The following is a 19020-nucleotide window of genomic DNA, read 5'->3' on the forward strand; positions in this document are numbered from 1 at the left end:
CGTCCTTTTGCCACGGGAGGGGATCATGAGTGACCCGAATGAACTGAAGGTGCGCTTGAAGACACTCAATACACGGGCCATTCAGGCCAAGATGGATCTGCACGACCTTTCGGAGGATCTTCCTACTAGGTGGGAAGAGATATTGACGGTTGCGCAGCTCTGTCACGAAGCTCACGCCGCGCTGATGGACGCGCGCAAGGCCGCGGCAGCGGCAGCGGCAGCGGCTCTCGACGAAGCGCCTGGGAGCCGGAGATGAGCGAGATTTTTTGCGTAAAGCTACCTAGCGGGGAGATGTGGACGCCTACCTTTGTCTCCGCCCTTGATGATGAGAAGTGTATCGGCTGCGGACGATGCTTCCGGGTGTGTTCTCGCGGGGTCCTGCAGCTCGTCGGTGTAGACGAGGGGGGGGGCCTTACTCCGGTAGGCGAGGATGACGACGACGAGTACGAAAAGAAGGTTATGACTATTGCGCGCCGGGAGTTGTGTATCGGTTGCACGGCATGCGCGAGGATATGCCCAAAAAAGTGCTACACGCACGCGGTGGCCATGGTCTGAGCCACAAAGGACGGTGATGGACTTCCACGCGACGTTGATGCGTCACGCTGTGGACACCAACGATTCCACGGTTCTTGCCCTCGCTGGGGTACTCTCGACGGCGTTCGGCCAAGCCGGCGTGCACACACTGCCCATCCGCGGGTTGAATCTGGATGAAACCCACTGGCTGCTCGCGCATTGGTTTCCCGGCGTCGACCGCGCCCTTTTCTTGCAACCGGGCGCCTCGCCTGAGGCGTGGCGCCAGCGATCGTGCGACGATGAGGTCGGAGACCTCGCAAACCTGTTGAAGGCACATGCTGATCCGCTCGCAGGCACAACGATTGAAATCCATTGTGTTTCGCATGCGCTCGCCTGCGCCTGTACGGGGGAAAAACACCTGTGGCAGGAGTTGCGCCTTCGCTCGCGTAGTGAATTGCCGGTGCTGTTGGGCTATTGGTTTCCGCGGCTGGCGCAAAAAAACGTTCACGGTATGAAGTGGAAGAAATTCCTCTACAAGCAACTGTGCGAGCGTGAGGCGTTGATTGTCTGCAAGTCTTCAAACTGCGCGGAGTGTGGCGATTTCGCGGATTGTTTCGGACCAGATTGATGGTCTGGCTACCGACGATACGTGGCCATGCGAGGCCTTGGCATATTCGCCGTGACGGTGCGCTACAAATGCTCTGGAGATACTTTAACGATTGCCAGCTGACTGCGTTGAGCGTGGATCAAGGTGTTAAGCGTGGATGTCATCATCATGTCTTCCTATGCGTCATCGCCTCCGGGTGTCTCGTCGCACACGACTGTACCGAGGCTGCAAACAACCCAAAATCCTCGGTGCATCTCGCACCCGAGGATTTCCTGCTCGGCTCCCCGGCGCACGCTGTGACCCGGACTTAGCTCGGTCGCATCGCTGCGCTGGCGCATTCGTACTCGTATATGCTTGCGATTGTGGGATGCCCTTGCCGTTTGTAGCGCTGACCATTGCGCGGACTGGGGCGGATAAACAACTAATTGCGAGGCATAGTCTGACGATTAGACCGTGGCTAGAGTTAGACGTGACGGTGTTGTTCCGATTTGCAGTCCGTCTGAGCGGTTCGCAAAGTACCTTTGATTAACTGGTCTATAGTCCAAGTGTGGGAACTGCTGAAGCCCAGTGTAACCAGCATTTGAGCCAACTCAGCCGGATCGAACGCGCTTTTCCACGGCTCGCCGCCCTCGGCGAATTGCGCCATCAACTGTTCGACGAAGACACGCATCATCGGCGGCAAGCTGGACACTGGCAATGCGTATTCCAGCAGCACGGCGCTGCCCCTGGCGCAGCGCGCGATGAACCGCAAAGTATCAGCGACCGCAGCCTCGTCGAGGTACATGGTTACCCCGAGCCAGCTGAAAAAGGCCGGTTCGAGTGGATCGAATCCGGCACGCGTCAAGCCCTCGGCAAGGCTGACGCGCTCGAAGTCGACCGGTACGAACCGCAACGATTGCGGCAAGCGGATGTCCGCCTCATTTAGGTGCGCTCGTTTCCATTCCTGCGTGGCCGGCAAGTCAACCTCGAAGATGCTCCCGGGCGTGTCGTGCTGCCGATAGGCGGTGGTGTCGAGTCCTGCCCCGAGCACGACGTATTGTCGCACGCCCCGCTCGGCGGCCTCGGTCCAAATGTCGTCAGCTAGCCTACTGCGTGCGACCAGCGCGCTGCGCCTACACTTCGACATCGGGTGGCGGAACCGATCGAGGCCATTGCGTAGGTCCTGTGCCTCGGCTTTGCCTAGCACGGCCAATGCGAGCGGATCATCAAGCACCAGCGGGCGATCCAGTAGTTGGTGCGCCGCCCGTTGTCTAGCCACGATCAAGGCGCTAGGCTTCGGCCCGGCGTCGATTGGCGTCAGATCGTGCCCAACGATGTGTGCCTTATGCAGATAGGCCAACAATGCCTCGTCGAGCCCCACCCCAAGTTGCAGGTCCGGCTCTTGGTTCAAGGCGTCTCGAACATGCACTTCCAAGACCACGTCATCGCCACAGAAGCTTTCACGGAAAAGCTGTTGCCAGCGCTCGACGAGAGCCTGTACCGGCGCAGCGTCGGCCTCGACGCCGGCCTGCATGTGTGCCCGCAACTCAAGCGCCAACGTTGGCCATTCGCGCCTGTTCTTTTCGTTAAGCTGGCGGCGCCGAACTTCTTCCATCTGCGCCGGGTTCAAGTGTTTGGCGAGAAGTGTGCAGCGCGCGTGAGCAAACGATTCGTCTATCCAAACCAGCATCTCCGCCGTAATGCCGACAATCTGCTGTGCGCGTGGCTCCGCGGTCTGAATCTTCATCAACTTGTAAGCGAGCGCCGGGTCGTTGTTCGTCGTGCGGGTCATGAGCCGAACCCAGCGCCAAGCCAACTCTTGGGCAACACTGCTTTCACTAGACAGCCCTTCCCGCATGGCGCTATGAACCTCAACGACGAGCTCGTCCCATATTGGATCCATCGGCGCAATCGCGTCCGGGCCCGTTGCAAACAGCGTGTCGAGTTCGTTTTCGTTCAGGTGCTTTTGATACATACTCATCAACTCCAAGGTGTTCAGCCAATCAATTGCGAGCGTTTCGCTGCCGGCGGCCAGCATCTTGGCGAGGCGTCGCAGGTGGCGACTGAGCCGCTGCGCCCGCGAAGCCTGCGCGTCCAGTTCGGCGATCTGGCGATGAAGAATATTTATCGGGGCACTGGCCGGTTGGTCGTCAAGGCTGGCTTTGATATCGGGAAGCGAATAACCGAACCGTTTCAGTGCCTCGATACGATGCAGCCGGATCAGGTCGCCACGCCTGTACAGGCGTGCTCCCCCATCAGTGCGTTGCGACGGAGACAGCAAGCCGATCGCGTCGTAGTGATGTAAAGCACGAACGCTCAGGCCCGCTCTTTTTGCCAGTTCACCGATCTTTAACTGCATTGCGTCTCCGGTTGCGTACATCAACGCTAAAGCCTGACGTAGCGTTAGGTGCAAGGTGAATTGATGCGCCGGCGCTGCGCCGCATTTTCAAGCTAGATGAATATCAGGTGTCACGCCGATCGGCATCTAGCCTGATCTTGAAAGCATTGTCAATAGCTTGCCCGTGCTATCAAGGAAACGCCAAGCGCCGCGATGTTGTGATGTCTGGAAGGACGATGCAACGCAGCCCCGATTGAATTCTGAATCACTTTGGCTGCGATAGAAATCTTTGGCTGGTTTGCGCGCCGCGTAAATGGAACAATCAAGTGGTGGTCCGCGCGGTCGCCAAAATTTAGCTACTTTTTGGTAGTCGCTGCTCCGATTCTTTGCGCAACTGCAACCCGGCCTCGCCGTCATAGATTGGATCTGAGCCGGGCTATTCCACCCGGGCGGCTTTGCTGCAATCCAGGCCTCCATAGCTCGCCAGTGGTACGCTCACGGCGCACAAGCGTCTCATCCGTCTCGCTATGTCATCGAGCATGCGCGGTGGGACGATTGTCAGCCGTTGTCCCAACGAATTGCCACAGGAATGTGCTGCTCTGGCACGGTTTGCGTGGCCCCATCAGTATCGGACTTCGATATCGGCTCGCACGCGAAGGATATGTCTCGTCGAAAGCGGTCGATAAGAATTTGCGGCTAGCGGTATAAGAAATTTTGAATGCCAATTTGTTCTAGAGTCTGCTAGCCTTCGGAGCTCTAGCTAAAACGTGGCAGAGTTCGAGCGCGTTCAGCGTTGAGGTGGGCGGCGGCACCCATGACGTTAGTTTCGTTATCGTGGCAGCAGTGCTATGAACCGCGGGTTCGATGGCCATCTGCTACCGATAAGGAGTCCATGCCTAAAATCAAGGGGGGCGTGTGTGGATGGGGCTGGCCGCAGTGCTAGCCGGAAAGCGCCGCTGGTCGCCTGCTGAGTACGCGGCGGCCTGTCAGTCTCGCAAGATCCTTCCGGGATTTACTGCTGCGCAACGTTTGACGGAGGGTCAGTGGGCGTTACTTTTAACCGGTGACGAGCATGATTGTTGCTGTACTGATCAACGGCACAGGTGCGAAACGGCCAAAGCAGCAAAACTCGTTGATATCAGGCACATGCTCGTCAAGGTGACTTCGCGTTTGACAAACTTTTGGAGAATGGCCGTCGGTCCGGGCGCGGGACTATATGTATCGTCGGCCTAGCTTCTAAAGATTGCGGTGGGGGCGAACTCGTTTTTGGGGGTGCCGTCGCCCGTTGTCCTCCGCTTCAAGCGTCCCGCCGGCATTCATGAAGCACTATGAATTCGGTTACTCTTTTGACGACTGGAAAACGTTAAGTCACGCAGAGCAAGCTTCTTGAACTGGCCTCTTACTTTCGCGGCTCGTGCGTAGTCGCCGTGCGCGGAATGGCGGAGCAGTGACATCTCACTTTAGTCGTCATTGTTGGTTGATCATCAAATGGGTCCTTTTCGAAACCTTGGAGAACATCGTGGCAACACTTGTAAACATTACCAGCAGTACTCCCGATGCCGTGCAAATTTGGGGATTCCATGATCTGTGTGGCGTGGACGACGTCGCGGCCGCTCTCAACACGATCGCTGCGGGGCTGAGCGGTGATGGTAATACGATTCATGTGATGTCAGGTACTCACGGATGCTGCAGCGGACGGGTTGGTGCAGTAGCGACGCGGGAGCAGAGGTTCGCGGAAGAAGATCGAGTTCTCGCTCATCCAATGACGAAGGACAACAACGCCGTTGCCGTGGTTGTCCACGACTTCAATACCGACAAGCTGCCGGCCCCCGACTACGTGTCTGCGGCAATGGCGAAGCTCAACGCGGATATCCGCTCAATCGTCAGGACCGACACCGGAAACCATGTATTCCTCCTCGCCTACTGCTGTAGTGCCGGTACGGAGTAGATTCGCAAATCGGGACAAGAGAACAAGTGGACTTGACCCCGAGCATGTGCCTGTCGCGCAGCGCGAGCCGGTTAGACACGCTTGCCCGTTCTGCAACCTTTGCAAGGTCGCGCATGCGCCAATAGGGCTTGACGCTGAATCGCGAGGCCACGCTGCTGCGTCGCTTCGGCGGTGAATTGCGTTGCAAACCATACAGAAATTGCTCATATACGTACCGAAGAAACGGGGCGCTCAAACTACCAGCGAAGCGGCTGGTGGTAATGCTCGGACGTACTAGAACGAAGAAGTGCAGCCATTTAATCAGTGTGCGCCTTTATTTTTAGTTGATACGCTGTTCACGATGCATAAAAGACAGATTCTTAAACTTCTCGACCTTGCTCACGAAGAAGCCTACTCTTTCGTTGAGGAGAATCCAGCAAGAGCTTTCAGAGAATCGGAAGAGCTCTTTGATGAAATGTTCTTTCATTCGCTTTCGCGTCATATTGGTGAAATGACAATCGCAGAAGTATCCACCCGTATTCGCGAAGGAGAATGAGAATGGAGCCTAATCTATCAGTTGGGCTCTGAGCACTCAGAGAGGCGTTGTGACATTGCTGAATTGACCGAGTACGATCGCGTGCTTAGGATGCGACATCGCCGTGACCCACGGTCATCGCTTCCCAGCGGCGGTCATCAGTTGCGCGATGTCCTATGCTTCAGGTTTCGGCTCAGTCTGTGTGATATTGAAGCGCTGCTGTTCAAGTAAGGGTTATCGTTAGTTGCGAACCGGTCCGACTTACGGACCTGATGGCCGGAAAAAAACAAGGGACAAACACCATGACGAAAAACTCCGATGCCGCAACGAGGGGGAGCCGTCCGTAGTGGTGTGGAAGCCCTTGCGATGAGGCCGGCGCGAACGGGGCGTTATCCGGTTGACGATGGTCGTCAACCTGCCAGCTAGGGATAAGTGACACGGCCTTAACAAAAACCGCATTGCGAAGAGCACTGTGTGAAGCGTATCAGCTTGTACCGATTGCCCGGCAGGTTCTGTCCGAATGTGGCGATTGTCTCATCGTTCACGCCTGCGGCATCCGGTGTAGCCCTAACCAGCCTGCGTGATTAGCTTGGCCGCTTCGATCTAGTCGACGAGCGACAACCATTGCGCGCCTACCAGAAGTCGTTGTAGGTGTAAGTGACGTCATCAGAGTCAGCCACCGCCTTGAATCGCGTCAGTTCGCAGATCGGCGTGCGGGCGGCCGCCTCTTGCTGGTCCATGTACGGACCCAACCGGATCAATATCCGCATCGACGCCGCTGTAAGGAAATGGTCGTAGCCGTTGCTCATACCCTGCACCGGCACGATCGCGTCAAGGTTCGGCACGTCGGTCGCCGCGATCATCATCGGCAAGGTGCCATTGTACGAGATGCCCTCTAGGGCGAGATGCCCGGTTGGCTTGGTCGCCGCGACCGGTTTGCGCAATTTATCGAAACCACGCGCGACGGGATCGCTAGTTAGCCATCGCGTGACGCTCACGGTTGCCTCGTGTTCGGCACGATCCATGACAGAGCAGCAACCAGTCCGACTGGCTCGTAAGGTCCAGCAGGGCAAGCGCCGCAATCAAGCGCGTGGATGCCGAGACTTGTCACCGTTGTTGCAGGCCAAACCGCTCAACCTGCAAAACACTCGTTACGGACGGCCTTGGAATATCCCAGCCGAGCTCCTATTAGCGGATCACCAGCCACCCACCAGGCCCGGTGACAACACCGCCCGGATCATGACTGCGACTTGGGGGCGAGAATCATGCCGGGGCTGGCTGGCCAAAGCCTCAATTATTGAGGCGGGAAGATAGTAAAGGGGGCGGATCTGCGTAATAAATCGACGCCCGCACGACTGTCGGCGTCCTGAGTCCCTCCGCCACTTCGGCAGGTTGCACGACGCGCAGGCATTGAGTCGGTCTTGCCGTCCTGATCGGTGTCCAAGCGTCTGCATCAGGCTTTGCTTCAATGGCGCGCGCATCGCTTTATCCGGGGCATGACGGCCCGAGCGTCAACGACGGCTGATCTGTAGCTGTCGGGTGACCGGTTCGCACTACCCACGCGTGGCCACCCGAGCGCGTCTACTTTGCGCCCACTTCGGTCGTCGGCGTCGGGGGTGGCCGCGATGGTGCGGTCGATGGAGTAACGGTACCGGGCGGTGTCGACTGGCCGGATGCGAATGGTTGCCGCATCGTCTCAATTGCTTCCGGCCAACTGGATTGCTACTGATACGAGCAGAACAGCCGCCCCCACATCGCACGAAAGGATGCTCAATTCCGCTGGCGGCCCGTTGTTCTCATGCTTTTCGAACTAGAATTGCATTAGCTGTTCGGGGATTGCGACGCCGTCAGCGGCGAGGTCCGGAATTCGCTCGCAACCTTCGGCCAGATTGATGCGCACCCCTGCATGAAGGTAGACGCGACATTGACGATACCGGGATTGCCTTCCGCACCGAACACGCACGAAGCCATGATCTGCATGTTGTTGAGGAGGTGCTATGCAACATGCCGGAAGGATTGAGCATCACAAAGCTGACCGCGCATTTCGATTGGGCAGCGGAAAAGCTCTAATGAATCGTGGGAGTTCCCCTTCTAGTGACGAATTGCTGTCTGTCAATTCGTCAGTTTGCGATTGCCGTGTTCTGACTGCGCGAGTAAGGCTTCGACGACCTCGAAACCGATGCAATCAATCGGGTCCAGCCAGCGTAGTTTGGCAATCAGCTTCAGTGCAAGGGCCCGTTCGCCACGCCGTACGCTGATGAATGCAAGCGCCTTCAGCGTAAAGAGCCAAAAGCGCGCCGGCCCGGGAATGGAGAAGTCCGCGTCGTCCGGCTGCACTGCGCACCAATCACTGCTGATCGACGCTTCCCAGGCAGCTACCGCCAAAGCCCTCGTTGCGACTCTATGCGCCTCGCCAAGTTCTCCCCGGTTTGCATGGAACTTATATAGCAGATAGTAGGGTGGCAGGCAGCGCGGATAGGACAGGATGGCGGTCCACAACGCGGCGGCCACATCGTCATCGCTGCCGCGGCGGGTTCTCTCGAGCAGCTGTAGTACGCCGGACGGAACTTCACCGCCGAACAGATCCGTCGACTCGATACCAGTAATGAGATTCATCAAAGTTTCTCCGGATGTGATAAGGCGCTCAGCCGCGGGAGCGATACTGAGCTTGTTCGTTTAACCGAACTTGAACTGTATGCCATATCCCCCGCGCGGATAGGCCCATTCAACATTATGGTGTTCGGTGCACAAAATGCGGCAACTACCGCATTCGAGGCAGCCGTCGGTGACCAACGTGATTGAGCCGTCGTTCTCGTTCCTATAACAGGAGGCGGGACACACGAATGTACAGCTCTTTTCTGTGCAATCGTTGGTGCAAATGTCCACGTCTTTTATGCGGACGTGCGGCCGCCCGACGTCCACTCGGTAGCGATTTTGAAACAGCTTTTCGTCGATGTTGGCAGTGATCGTATTATTCATCGGAAAACCCTCCAGAATTTGTATGCGTCGCCGATCAGCCCTGTCACCGAGCGACTTTTACGGAAGCTGGTTATGACCTCGCGTTTCTTGGTCTTCTTGTCGATGCCATCGACCGTCATCATCGTGCGGGCCGCTTTCGCGACGAGATCAGGGTATGTGGTAAAGAACTGGGGATTATGGTGTAAGACCTTCGGCATATCGCGGTACTTGTGCAAGTCCTTCATCACGAAACTCTTGTCTAGCGCGTCCTTATACGCTGACAGCGTGCTGGCACGGTAGCCGTGGCGGCCGGCCGCTTTGGCGGCTATTGCTGTCTCGGCGGCGAGGCGCCCCGTCGTCATCGCGAGATTGGAGCCTTCTCGGTGCGCGGCATTGACGAAGCCGCCCGAGTCACCGACGATCATCCAGCCGTTACCGTATACTTGCGGGATCGCATTAAACCCTCCTTCGGGAATGAGGTGCGCGCAGTACTCCTTCATCTCGCCGCCCGCGATAAGAGGAGCGATGGACGGGTGACGCTTCATTTTCTCGAGAAGCAGATACGGGGTTGTGCGATTAGAGTTCTTCTTCAAGTCGCTCAGCATACAGCCGACGCCGATCGTCAGCGACTCCTTGTTCGTGTAAAGAAACCCAGTCCCTGCCATGCCATCTGTGATTCGTCCAACCATCTCTATTACAACGCCTTCTTGATCGGCAACGTTAAACCTCTCGCGAATTGTTTCCTCGGGCATGAAGAGGATCTCTTTCACAGCTAGTGCGACGTTGCGCGCTTCGATCTCACCATGAAAGCCCGCTTTGCGGGCCAAAGTTGAGTTGACGCCGTCCGCGAGAATCACGACATCCGCATAAACTTCGCCGTGTTCGCGGTCGCACTGGACGCCGACAACTTGGTCTCCGTCCAGAATCAGGTCATTCACCGTAGTCTCGCAGATCAGTAAGGCACCGGCCTCACGGACCTTCGACGAAAACCACTTGTCGAATTGCGCCCGTATGATCGTGTAGCGGTTATACGGTGGCTTGTTATAGTCGTCGCTACGCGCGTGTGTGCCTACAAACGAAGTATCGTCGAGCATCCACATGCGCTGTTCAATGATGTGGCGCTCAAGTGGCGCGTCGTCACGGAAGTCTGGGATAATTTCTTGAAGTGCATTGGCGTATAGAATCGCACCTTGAACGTTCTTGCTACCGGGATATTCGCCGCGTTCGATTTGAAGTACTTTCAGTCCACCTTTAGCCATAACATAGGCCGCAGCGTTGCCCGACGGTCCGGCACCCACGACGATCGCGTCGAATTGCGACGATTCTCTCATCTAACTCTCCTGGTGTCTCGCATTTGCCGAAATGCCAAGTGTTCCTTGCAGGCGTGCGTTAGCGCGGGCAGCAACTGAAGTGCGTCCCCGACGATGCCGTAATGCGCGTAATCGAAAATAGGTGCGTTGGGATCGGTGTTGATTGCGACAATCACGTCCGAGCTTTCCATGCCGACGCGATGCTGGATTGCCCCCGAGATGCCGGCTGCGATATAAAGTTTTGGCCGCACGGTTTTGCCAGTTTGCCCGACCTGTCGATCCGCCTCGACCCAACCTGCCTGCACGCAGGGGCGCGTAGCGCCGACTTCACCACGAAGTACGCGCGCCAGATCAAACGCCAGTTGAAAATTCTCCGGAGTTTTGAGACCCTTGCCGCCGCTGACGATCACATCCGCATACGGAAGGTTGATCTGAGAAGTCGTCGCATCGGCGACAAAGTCGAGCAATTTGGTGGCAATGTCGGCTTCGACGAGCCCCAGTGTTTCCTGCACGATCTCGCCGACGCGGCCTTCTTGCGCTGAGGGCATCGCCATGACCCGTGGGCGTACCGTCGCCATCTGCGGGCGATATGCAAGCGTCATGATCGTGCAGAGCAACGAGCCGCCAAACGTCGGACGGGTGGCCGCCAGTGCCCGGGAGGTCGGATCGATGTTCAGTTCGGTGCAGTCGGCGGTGAGCCCGGTGAGCAGGGTTGTCGCAACGGAGCCGGCGAGATCCCGGCCCATCGAGGTCGCGCCGAGCAGTAGAATTTCAGGGCGGTATTTGTTGACCAGATCGGTCAGCCCCTTCGTGAATGGCTCATTGCGATAGCCACGCAACACTGGGTCGTGAATGACATAGGCTTTGTCTGCTCCAAGGCTGAACGCCTCAGTTGAAAACTTTTCGAGGGGCTCATCCGTGCCGCCGAGCACCACCACGCAGACGTTGCTGCCAAGTTTGTCTGCAAGCTTGCGCGCCTCGCCGAGCAGCTCCCACGACACGTTATGCACGTGGCCGCGGTCGTGCTCAAGGAAGACCCAGACACCGGTGTAGTTTTTCAGATGTTCGGGTAGCTCTAGGTTGCGGCCTCTGGCGTTCAAGGCCGGCTGCTTTTTCGCGGCAACGGTCGAGTTCATAAGGTCCTCTTCATTAGCACGTCTGCCTCCAAAGTCGGATGGCGAGCGAACATCCTATGCACCAGATCCAACGAGACGCCGCGCAGGCTCGCCATATCCAGTGTGAGCATCTCGGCTTTTTGCTCGCGCGGTGTTGGGCCGAACACTTTGCTCACTACGGTATGTGAGCCTTTCAGCCCAATTTTGCTAACGTCCTCGATGCCGGCCTGCTCGCGATTCCATTTCCGTACCGGAAAAGCTGCCGCTTGGATCATTCTGGGCAGGGTCGCGAAGCGAAGTTCGTTGGTGTTCTCAAGCATCGTCACCAAGCATGGCAATCGAGTTTTGAGTACGTGTACGCCGCCTTCTGCGCGACGCTCGACGACGATCGAGCGTGCGGTGAGGTCGATTTCCACGATCCTGGACACGTAAGTGAGCAACTGGAAGCCCATGCGTGTAGCGATGCCGGGGCCGACCTGAGCAGTGTCGCCGTCGATAGTCTGCTTGCCAGTAAAGATCATATCGACCGGCTGTTCCTTGGCGATTTGTCGGATCGCGGCAGCCAGCGCATATGACGTTGCCAGCGTGTCGGCGCCAGCGAAAGCGCGATCGGTGACGAGTACAGCGTCGTCGGCCCCATAGCTGACGCATTTGCGAAGTGCGTCTTCAGCCTGCGGCGGCCCCATGCAGAGTGTGGTTACAGTACCGCCAAAGCGGTCCTTTAGCCTCAATGCTTCCTCCAGCGAGAACAGATCGTACGGATTTACGATGGCGGGGACGCCTTGACGCATGATGGTGTTGGTGACAGGGTGAACGCGGATCTGTGCCGAGTCCGGTACCTGCTTGATGCAAACGACAATATGCATTGGGTACTCCGGGGTCAGGCGTCGTGGCGTGCTGGCAGCGACGCGCGCAGCTGGTCAATTGAGACGACCCGCCGTCCGTCCGCTTCCTGAAAGACTCTGAAAACCTTTTGCTCTGCGGGCGTGGACAAGACGAAGTCGTTGTAGGCCTTATTGAGTAAACATCGATAGATAGAGAAGACAGCCGCCGTGTTATTACGCGGTAGCGCCTTCTGTTGCTCGATGTACTGAAAAAAACGCTTGAGAATGTGCAGGCGGCTGACGTTCACTACCTTCTCGTCGAATGAAATGTCAAAGAATCGCAGGAAGTCTTCCGCGGACGACAGGCGATGCAGTTGTTCGATAACCTCTTGCACGTCGTTTCTCCTATTGGACCAATGCGCACCCGATGACGGCCTCAAGACACCTTAACTCGGGTGCCACGTGCTTGCGTCAGGAAGCGATGCAGATCGGCTGTCCCCGGCGCCTGTTTGTACTGTGTGGCAAATGACCGGATACGTGCAAGCAACTGGGGCACAAGCCGCTCGGACACTGTGACGCCAAGAGCGTCGTAGGCGTCACGCACACTTTGGGATCCAGAATGTTTGCCGAGTATCGTCGACCGTTGCCGGCCTAGTTCTGCGGGATCGAATCCCTCGTAGGTCGTGGGGTGCTTCGAAAGGCCGTCGGTATGAATGCCTGACTCGTGCGTAAAGACGTCCCTACCAACAATGCTCTTGTTGGAGGAAATAGCGCGGCCAGACGCCCGTTCGACCAGCGATGAGATGTCGGGTAACGCAGTTGCGTCAATGCCGGTGTCTCGTCGGAGCAGATGTCGCGTGCCCATGACGACTTCCTCAAGCGCTGCATTGCCGGCCCGCTCACCCAGGCCGTTGACGGTAGTGCTGGCGTGGGTCGCCCCTGCCGAGAGGGCCGCTAGCGTGTTGGCGGTGGCGAGTCCGAGGTCGTCGTGCGAATGGATTTCGATCTCCAGGTCCACGGCGGCGCGAATTGCTGCGATAGCGTGGAATGTCTTGAAAGGGTCCAATATGCCTACGGTGTCCGCAAATCGTACGCGCTGGGCCCCATGCTGCTCTGCGCATCGCACAACTTCAAAGACGAACGAAGGGTCCGCACGCGAGGCGTCTTCCATACCGAGGGAGATCTTGGGGTGGCTTTTCGCAGCCTTACCAATGACGCGTGCGATGCGCGCTAACACCCAACTACGCGGCTGCCGTAGCTTGTGTTGCAAGTGAATATCCGATACCGGGACCGAAAGATGAATCATGTCGGCATCGCAGCGTAACGCCGCGCTGAGGTCCTCGTCGGTGAGTCGCCCCCAAACCATTAGACGAGCGTCGAGGTTCATGTCGACAATCGCATCAATGCACGCCATTTCGTCTTCGCCCATGGCTGGAATGCCGATTTCGAGTTCGGCGACGCCAGCTTGCGACAGTGCGGCGGCAATCGCGCACTTTTCCTCCGTGCGAAATGCGACGCCAGCGGTTTGCTCGCCGTCGCGAAGTGTCGTGTCATTGATGATTGGGTTGCTCATGTCGGATCTCTTCAGTTGTCGGCCATCGATCGCAAGCGTTGTGCCAGGTGCAGGCCTACAGGTCAAAACAACGCTTTGCTGTACCCTGTCGGCGCCACACGAACGGCCGAAGCTTGCCCTTCACGCGGAAGATCGCGGATGCCCCGCACGCGCAATGCGGCAGTGCCTGTGATTGAGAGCGGATAGTGGCCTACCAAAAGCAACTTGTGCTCACGATCAGTGCGTTATTTTTGTCGTGACAGCGACAGAATACGGCCTGGTTGTCGGGTTTTGGTCAAGACGCGTAACAAGAACACTGAGTTGGTTGACAAACTCACGTACCGATACCAATGGAGTTCGAGTGAGTGGCATGGATTTCGCTAATAAAGCCGGAGAACCACGGAAGGCTTTGGAGAGAACATCCATGCAAGATTGCGCGAATGCCAGCACGCTGTCCTCGACTGCGCCTGTCGGCATCCAAAAGACACTAACCCTGAGGGTGACCGGACATGCGCTTGTTCAGATCGACGGCTGCGACACCCACGGCCGCGCAGACAAGTCGGGCTGCGGTTCATCGGACGTGCCTGAGCGCGAGCCGGCAGAAGTATGGGAAAGGATAAACAAGCATCCTTGTTTTTCGGAAGAAGCGCATCGCCATTACGCGCGAATGCACGTGGCGGTGGCGCCCGCCTGCAACATCCAATGCAACTACTGCAATCGTAAATATGACTGTTCCAATGAGTCGCGACCCGGCGTCGTGTCGGAGAAGCTGACGCCGGAGCAGGCCGTGAATAAGGTTATGGCCGTCGCGGCCAAGATTCCGCAGTTGACGGTGTTGGGCGTTGCGGGTCCCGGTGACTCGCTCGCCAATCCGAAGAGGACTTTTGACACTTTCCGTATGCTCCGCGAGCGCGCTCCGGACATCAAGCTATGTCTGTCCACGAACGGACTAGCGTTGCCGGACTTTGTCGATGAGATTTGCAGCAACGCTGTTGAGCATGTGACGATCACCATCAATATGGTGGACCCCAACGTCGGTGAATTGATCTACCCGTGGATTTTTTGGGACCACCGGCGCGTCAGGGGCAAGGAGGCCTCGCAGATCCTTCACGAGCGGCAAATGCGAGGGCTCGAAATGCTCACGGCGCGCGGCGTGTTGACGAAGATCAACTCGGTGTTGATTCCAGGCATAAATGACGAACACCTGATCGAGGTGAACAGCGAAGTGAAGAGGCGCGGTGCTTTCCTGCACAACATCATGCCACTCATCTCGGACGCTGAGCATGGCACGTATTTCGGACTGCACGGACAGCGTGGCCCTACTGCTAGCGAGTTAATGGCCGTGCAGGACCGTTGCAAGGGAGGCGCTACGTTAATGCGCCATTGCCGTCAGTGCCGTGCGGACGCAGTAGGTCTACTGAGTGAGGACCGTCGCGAAGAGTTCAAGCTGGACGGGATCAACGACTTGGAAACTAGGTCCGACGCGAATTACCGTCGGGAACATCAGCGCCGAGTGGAAGTGCAACGCAATGTGCAGCGCGACGCGAAACAGACTGCAATGGCTTTGGTGAAGGCGAGCGAAGTGCCGGCCGACCTGAAGGTGCTGATCGCTGTCGCGACGAAGGGAGACGGCCGCGTGAACGCACATTTCGGGCATGTCTCCGAGTTCCAGATTTTCGAGGTCAGCGCTGGCGGAGCGATCTTTGTGGGACGCCGCCGCGTGGAGTCGTATTGTCGTGGCGGCCATGATGATGAAGATCGCCTGCCACCGCTCATACACGCGATCAGCGATTGCCACGCTGTACTGGTTGCGAAGGTCGGTTTGTGTCCGCGCAAGGAACTGTCGCAGGCGGGCATTGAGCCGGTGGACCAGTACGCGTACGAAGCAATCGAGAAAGCCGCGCTGATATGGTTCATCGAATATTGCAGCCGCATCACGAAAGGCGTGACCGTGCACGTGGAGCGTGGCGCCCCTGGGATCCGGCAGAAGACGTCGATCACTGCGACGGCTGCTGCTGATTGAGCGGCAGACGGACAAAGGGAACGGCTGCCCGCGCGCTATACAAACCATCATTACAAGGAGTGCCATTATGCCTCTGAAGATCATTGCCTCGACCTGTACCGGCTGCTCGGCCTGCGAGCCGCAGTGCCCGAATGTCGCCATAAGCGAGAAAGGTGGCGTCTTCGCGATCGATCCGAAGAAATGTACCGTATGCGAAGGACAGTTTGATACTCCGCAGTGCTTGGCCGTTTGTCCCGTGGACGGGTGCATTGTGGTGAGCTAGCATCGCTAGTCACGGGCAGCACATTGAGGAATGTTCCAAGGATTGCTAACTGGTACCATGCCAATATCATGTTGACCAAATTTTCTGTTACCGCTGCCGCGGAAAAGTTTATGCGCCGTGTGGTGCGTTTTTCCGGCTTGCCATCGAGTGCTGGTTTTCGTCTTCTTGTCAGGTCCGGCGGATGCTCTGGATACGACGCCGAATTCAGTGCCGAAGTAGAGGCTCGGACCGGCGACGAGACCATCGAGCTCCATGGACTGCGGCTTTTCTTGCCGGCAGAAAGCCGCGTTTTGCTAGATGGTCTGAAGATCGACTTTATCGAAACACCAGATCGGTCAGGTTTCGCATTTATCAAGGAGGACCAACGGTCTGCCGTTGCGGTCAGTGCGGATGTCGTTCGGATTGATGTGAGTGCGATCGGACGCGGGTGACCCCGTTCCTCCACAGCAGTTGTCTTGAACTAGCAGTTCGGTATGACAAGGAGGAAAAGCATGACTGGAATTGACGACGATGACCTCATTGAGGTCACATTTGCGCCTCGCTTCAGCATTGGTGAGCGCGTCATTTCGCGCTTCTCCATCCGTAACGACGGCACCTACGCCGGTAAGGCTATGGGTGAATCGCTCGTCAGCAAAGGCGACGTGGGGTATGTGATCGGAATCCAAACCTTCCTGCAACGGTTCTACATCTATGCAGTTCACTTCGTCGAAATCGACCATCGCGTCGGCATGCGCGCCAAGGAGCTATGCACGCTCGACCACCTTCCACATGACATGCTCGCCCGTTTGGGCGAGCATGCGGCCAATCTCGGCTGGATAGGTCTTCGTAGCCCCGAGGGAACTGACCGCAATGGAACCGTCGGACGCGGCTCGGGTAACGCGCATGGTGACGACGCACCGGACGGTTCGCAAGTCGACGGAGCCCGTCTAGTCGTCGGTAATCCGCGTCAAGGAGTTGCGGGAACTTTGCAACGGTGACGTCTATTGAGGCCGGTGCGAAAGTCGCTTTCTGGTTAAGGCTTGGCGGCTTGCCGAAATGGCCAGAACACGTGGTGTTGGCGAGTCTGGCGATGCGGTCCATCAGTTAATTTTGACGGGCAGGCGGTCGCGGCACTGAGGGGGAGATCGCACCCGGCTGGACCGTCGTAAGAGCGGAAGGACGATATCGGCCTATCAGAGCTGGGAGGTGCTCGTCGCAGAACAAGATCCACCTACGACGAGCGCTGTGCCTGTCGACCGATCGTTAGATTTATTGGATTTACTTGTTGCAGTGCGAATCTTTTAACCGACCTTGGAAGTCTCAACGTGAAACTAATGATCCGCATGGACAGGAAAGGCATACTCAGCGCCTACGTGCCGAAGAAGGATCTCGAGGAGCAGATCGTCTGCATCGATGGCAAGAAGATGTGGGGCGGAGTGATAACGCTTGCGAACGGCTGGCGATTCCAGCTGCCGGAGATGGCGGCCGATACAACGCTTCCTGTCACCGTAGAAGCGCGTCGCGTCGCGGGTGAGCGCGACTGACATGGCACTTACAGCAGATCAGATCAGTGCTATCGCCGAGTTAATTCTGAGCGAACCGACGCTGCCGGAGGCTGCGGCAACCTGGCGGAAGTTGTATCCCGATGTGCGAGTCATTCGGGTTAGCGCCGTCGAGCTTGTCGATGAGAAACCCCTCATCCAGTTTCGGGGCCGCCGCGTTTATCTCGCGACGTCGACAGGTGTCTGTGTCTCCGTGACAACAGACGCAAGTGAGGCCAATATGCTCATCCTTGCCGAAGACGGAGTCTGCGATGGAAACTGAGGCAATTTCACTTACTGAGCCAGCGTGCGGGCCGCGGGAGATCGAGCTGGTTCACGCGGTCCTGCAGTCGTCGTGCTGGAGCGACGGACCAATGCTCGATTCCTTTGAAACTGCATTCGCAGGATGGAGCGGCCGTGTCCACGCGGTCGCAGTGGCGAGCGGGACGCTCGGCACTTGGATTGCGCTGCGTGCGCTCGGCATCGGTCAAGGCCATGAAGTCATCTGCGCATCGCATACATGGCATCAGATCGCGCATGCGATCTCCCTCGCTGGGGCGACACCGGTGTTTGCCGATATCGACTACTGGAGCGGCTGCCTCGACGCGATGAAGGCACAAGAGAAGATTGGAGATCGGACGCGTGCAATCCTTGCGGGAAATACTAACGGGCATCCTGCCGCCTGGCAATCGTTGCTCGAGCTTGCCGATGTGAATGGTCTGAGCCTGATCGAGGATAGCACTGAGGCGCTCGGATCACGCTACCGTGGGCGCTGCGTGGGGTCGTTCGGTAAAGTGACGGTTTTTGACTTTTCGCCACCCTCCGCGTTGTGTGCGGGAGAGGGCGGAATGCTCGTCACTGACGACGACAGCTTGGCGCACGAACTGCGTTACTTGAGGCGATGTCTGAGCGCCGATCGAAAGTCGGTCTCCCTCGGTGCCCAGGTGCCGCTGCAGGCGGGTATGAGCGAAATCACCGCCGCGCTCGGCCTGGCACAACTGGCAGGGCTCGAGGAGCGGCTCGCCCAACGGAAGCGGGTCGAAGCCTGGTATCATGAAGCGATGGAGAGCTTCGAAGGCATCAAACCACCGTATCAGGCGGAGGACGTGGACGAAGTGAATTGGATGCTTTACGTTGTGCATCTGGGCAAGCGGTTTACTCACAGCGCGCGTGCTCAAATGATTGACGACATGCTGGCGTGCGGGGTAGAAACGGCACCCTACAGCCATCCGTTGCATGAGCAGTTTCATTACATGAAGGCCGCCGATGCTATTGGAGGTCGACGAGGCTGCCTGCCCGATACCGAGCGGATTGGGGATCGAGCACTCGCGTTGCCGCTGCACACTCAGCTTACTGTTCAGGATGTGAAGTACATCGTCAAAACTTTGAAGGACACGGCGACCAACGTCGGTGCGGGGGCCCCGATCTATCTCTAGCAGGCTGTTGAAAAGCGCCCCGTCATGACGACCGAAGCTACGTTCAGGAGACTTGCGCGTGCAATTTCCCGCTGAATTACCGGTTTGCCGCGCGATCCGCGCGGGGCATGCGCACGCATGC

The 19020-nt window shown here is 57.5% G+C and carries 20 protein-coding genes and 1 pseudogene; 12 read left to right on the forward strand and 9 right to left on the reverse strand.

All coding sequences use genetic code 11. The features are described 5' to 3' along the window. The first annotated feature begins 25 nt into the window (after positions 1-25). From AB4Y34_RS35775 to AB4Y34_RS35785, 3 genes are read left to right on the forward strand one after another with little or no spacing between them, the layout of a single operon-like run. The gene (locus AB4Y34_RS35775; protein ID WP_368718705.1) at positions 26-256 is read left to right on the forward strand and encodes a CCE_0567 family metalloprotein; all 231 of its coding nucleotides are present in this window, start codon (positions 26-28) and stop codon (positions 254-256) included. Next, positions 253-555: a ferredoxin III, nif-specific gene (fdxB, locus tag AB4Y34_RS35780; protein ID WP_368718706.1), complete on the forward strand. Its 303-nt coding sequence runs from the start codon at positions 253-255 to the stop codon at positions 553-555. Before AB4Y34_RS35775 ends, fdxB begins: the two co-directional genes overlap by 4 nt. Positions 556-571: 16 nt before the next feature. Further along, complete coding sequence (locus tag AB4Y34_RS35785) at positions 572-1141, forward strand: nitrogen fixation protein NifQ (protein WP_176369853.1); 570 nt, start codon at positions 572-574, stop codon at positions 1139-1141. A gap of 425 nt (positions 1142-1566) precedes the next feature. On the opposite strand, the pseudogene AB4Y34_RS35790 reads toward AB4Y34_RS35785, so the two are convergent. Continuing rightward, a pseudogene (locus tag AB4Y34_RS35790) lies at positions 1567-3458 on the reverse strand (SAM-dependent methyltransferase). Positions 3459-4956: 1498 nt separating this feature from the next. Here AB4Y34_RS35790 and AB4Y34_RS35795 point away from each other — a divergent pair. Next, the gene (locus AB4Y34_RS35795; protein WP_368718707.1) at positions 4957-5385 is read left to right on the forward strand and encodes a hypothetical protein; all 429 of its coding nucleotides are present in this window, start codon (positions 4957-4959) and stop codon (positions 5383-5385) included. 286 nt (positions 5386-5671) lie between these two features. Continuing rightward, positions 5672-5920, forward strand: a complete 249-nt coding sequence (locus tag AB4Y34_RS35800) for a hypothetical protein (RefSeq protein ID WP_176369808.1) — start codon at positions 5672-5674, stop codon at positions 5918-5920. A 611-nt stretch (positions 5921-6531) separates the two neighbouring features. On the opposite strand, the gene AB4Y34_RS35805 is transcribed toward AB4Y34_RS35800, so the two are convergent. The 8 genes from AB4Y34_RS35805 to nifV form a co-directional block, all read right to left on the reverse strand. Next, the gene (locus AB4Y34_RS35805; protein WP_309235198.1) at positions 6532-6981 is read right to left on the reverse strand and encodes a CocE/NonD family hydrolase; all 450 of its coding nucleotides are present in this window, start codon (positions 6979-6981) and stop codon (positions 6532-6534) included. 1030 nt (positions 6982-8011) lie between these two features. Then, positions 8012-8515, reverse strand: a complete 504-nt coding sequence (locus tag AB4Y34_RS35810) for a hypothetical protein (RefSeq protein WP_368718708.1) — start codon at positions 8513-8515, stop codon at positions 8012-8014. Positions 8516-8575: 60 nt separating this feature from the next. Next, a complete protein-coding gene (locus tag AB4Y34_RS35815) occupies positions 8576-8878 on the reverse strand; it encodes a ferredoxin family protein (RefSeq protein WP_176369811.1) in 303 nt (100 codons plus the stop codon). Further along, positions 8875-10188, reverse strand: coding sequence for an FAD-dependent monooxygenase (locus tag AB4Y34_RS35820; protein ID WP_368718709.1), 1314 nt, complete (start codon positions 10186-10188; stop codon positions 8875-8877). The genes AB4Y34_RS35815 and AB4Y34_RS35820 overlap by 4 nt, the downstream gene beginning before the upstream one ends. Beyond that, positions 10185-11303, reverse strand: a complete 1119-nt coding sequence (locus AB4Y34_RS35825; protein WP_176369813.1) for an electron transfer flavoprotein subunit alpha/FixB family protein — start codon at positions 11301-11303, stop codon at positions 10185-10187. Before AB4Y34_RS35825 ends, AB4Y34_RS35820 begins: the two co-directional genes overlap by 4 nt. Beyond that, positions 11300-12148 carry an electron transfer flavoprotein subunit beta/FixA family protein gene (locus tag AB4Y34_RS35830; protein ID WP_176369814.1) on the reverse strand — a complete coding sequence of 283 codons (849 nt, stop codon included), beginning with the start codon at positions 12146-12148 and terminating at the stop codon, positions 11300-11302. Before AB4Y34_RS35830 ends, AB4Y34_RS35825 begins: the two co-directional genes overlap by 4 nt. 14 nt (positions 12149-12162) lie before the next feature. Beyond that, a complete protein-coding gene (gene nifW, locus AB4Y34_RS35835) occupies positions 12163-12501 on the reverse strand; it encodes a nitrogenase stabilizing/protective protein NifW (protein WP_176369815.1) in 339 nt (112 codons plus the stop codon). A 41-nt stretch (positions 12502-12542) separates the two neighbouring features. Further along, positions 12543-13679 (reverse strand): homocitrate synthase, encoded by a 1137-nt coding sequence (nifV, locus tag AB4Y34_RS35840; protein WP_368718710.1) that lies wholly within the window; start codon positions 13677-13679, stop codon positions 12543-12545. A 403-nt stretch (positions 13680-14082) separates the two neighbouring features. Here nifV and nifB point away from each other — a divergent pair, with 403 nt between their 5' ends. The 7 genes from nifB (at position 14083) to AB4Y34_RS35875 (ending at position 18899) form a co-directional block, all read left to right on the forward strand. Next, positions 14083-15681, forward strand: coding sequence for a nitrogenase cofactor biosynthesis protein NifB (nifB, locus tag AB4Y34_RS35845; protein ID WP_368718714.1), 1599 nt, complete (start codon positions 14083-14085; stop codon positions 15679-15681). Positions 15682-15748: 67 nt separating this feature from the next. Further along, a complete protein-coding gene (locus AB4Y34_RS35850; protein ID WP_084598351.1) occupies positions 15749-15943 on the forward strand; it encodes a 4Fe-4S binding protein in 195 nt (64 codons plus the stop codon). A 68-nt stretch (positions 15944-16011) separates the two neighbouring features. After that, on the forward strand, positions 16012-16374 hold the full coding sequence (locus AB4Y34_RS35855; RefSeq protein ID WP_176369817.1) for an iron-sulfur cluster assembly accessory protein: 363 nt from the start codon (positions 16012-16014) through the stop codon (positions 16372-16374). 60 nt (positions 16375-16434) lie between these two features. After that, the gene (locus tag AB4Y34_RS35860; RefSeq protein WP_368718711.1) at positions 16435-16920 is read left to right on the forward strand and encodes a nitrogen fixation protein NifZ; all 486 of its coding nucleotides are present in this window, start codon (positions 16435-16437) and stop codon (positions 16918-16920) included. 327 nt (positions 16921-17247) lie between these two features. After that, positions 17248-17466 carry a putative nitrogen fixation protein NifT gene (nifT, locus tag AB4Y34_RS35865; RefSeq protein ID WP_176112430.1) on the forward strand — a complete coding sequence of 73 codons (219 nt, stop codon included), beginning with the start codon at positions 17248-17250 and terminating at the stop codon, positions 17464-17466. Position 17467: 1 nt separating this feature from the next. Beyond that, entirely contained in the window at positions 17468-17746 is a 279-nt protein-coding gene (locus AB4Y34_RS35870) for a hypothetical protein (RefSeq protein WP_176369819.1), read from the forward strand. Continuing rightward, positions 17736-18899, forward strand: a complete 1164-nt coding sequence (locus AB4Y34_RS35875) for a DegT/DnrJ/EryC1/StrS family aminotransferase (RefSeq protein WP_368718712.1) — start codon at positions 17736-17738, stop codon at positions 18897-18899. The genes AB4Y34_RS35870 and AB4Y34_RS35875 overlap by 11 nt, the downstream gene beginning before the upstream one ends. The last annotated feature ends 121 nt before the right edge of the window (positions 18900-19020 follow it).

It is taken from the genome of Paraburkholderia sp. BR10954 (genome assembly GCF_040965775.1).
Classification (GTDB): Bacteria; Pseudomonadota; Gammaproteobacteria; order Burkholderiales; family Burkholderiaceae; genus Paraburkholderia; species Paraburkholderia youngii.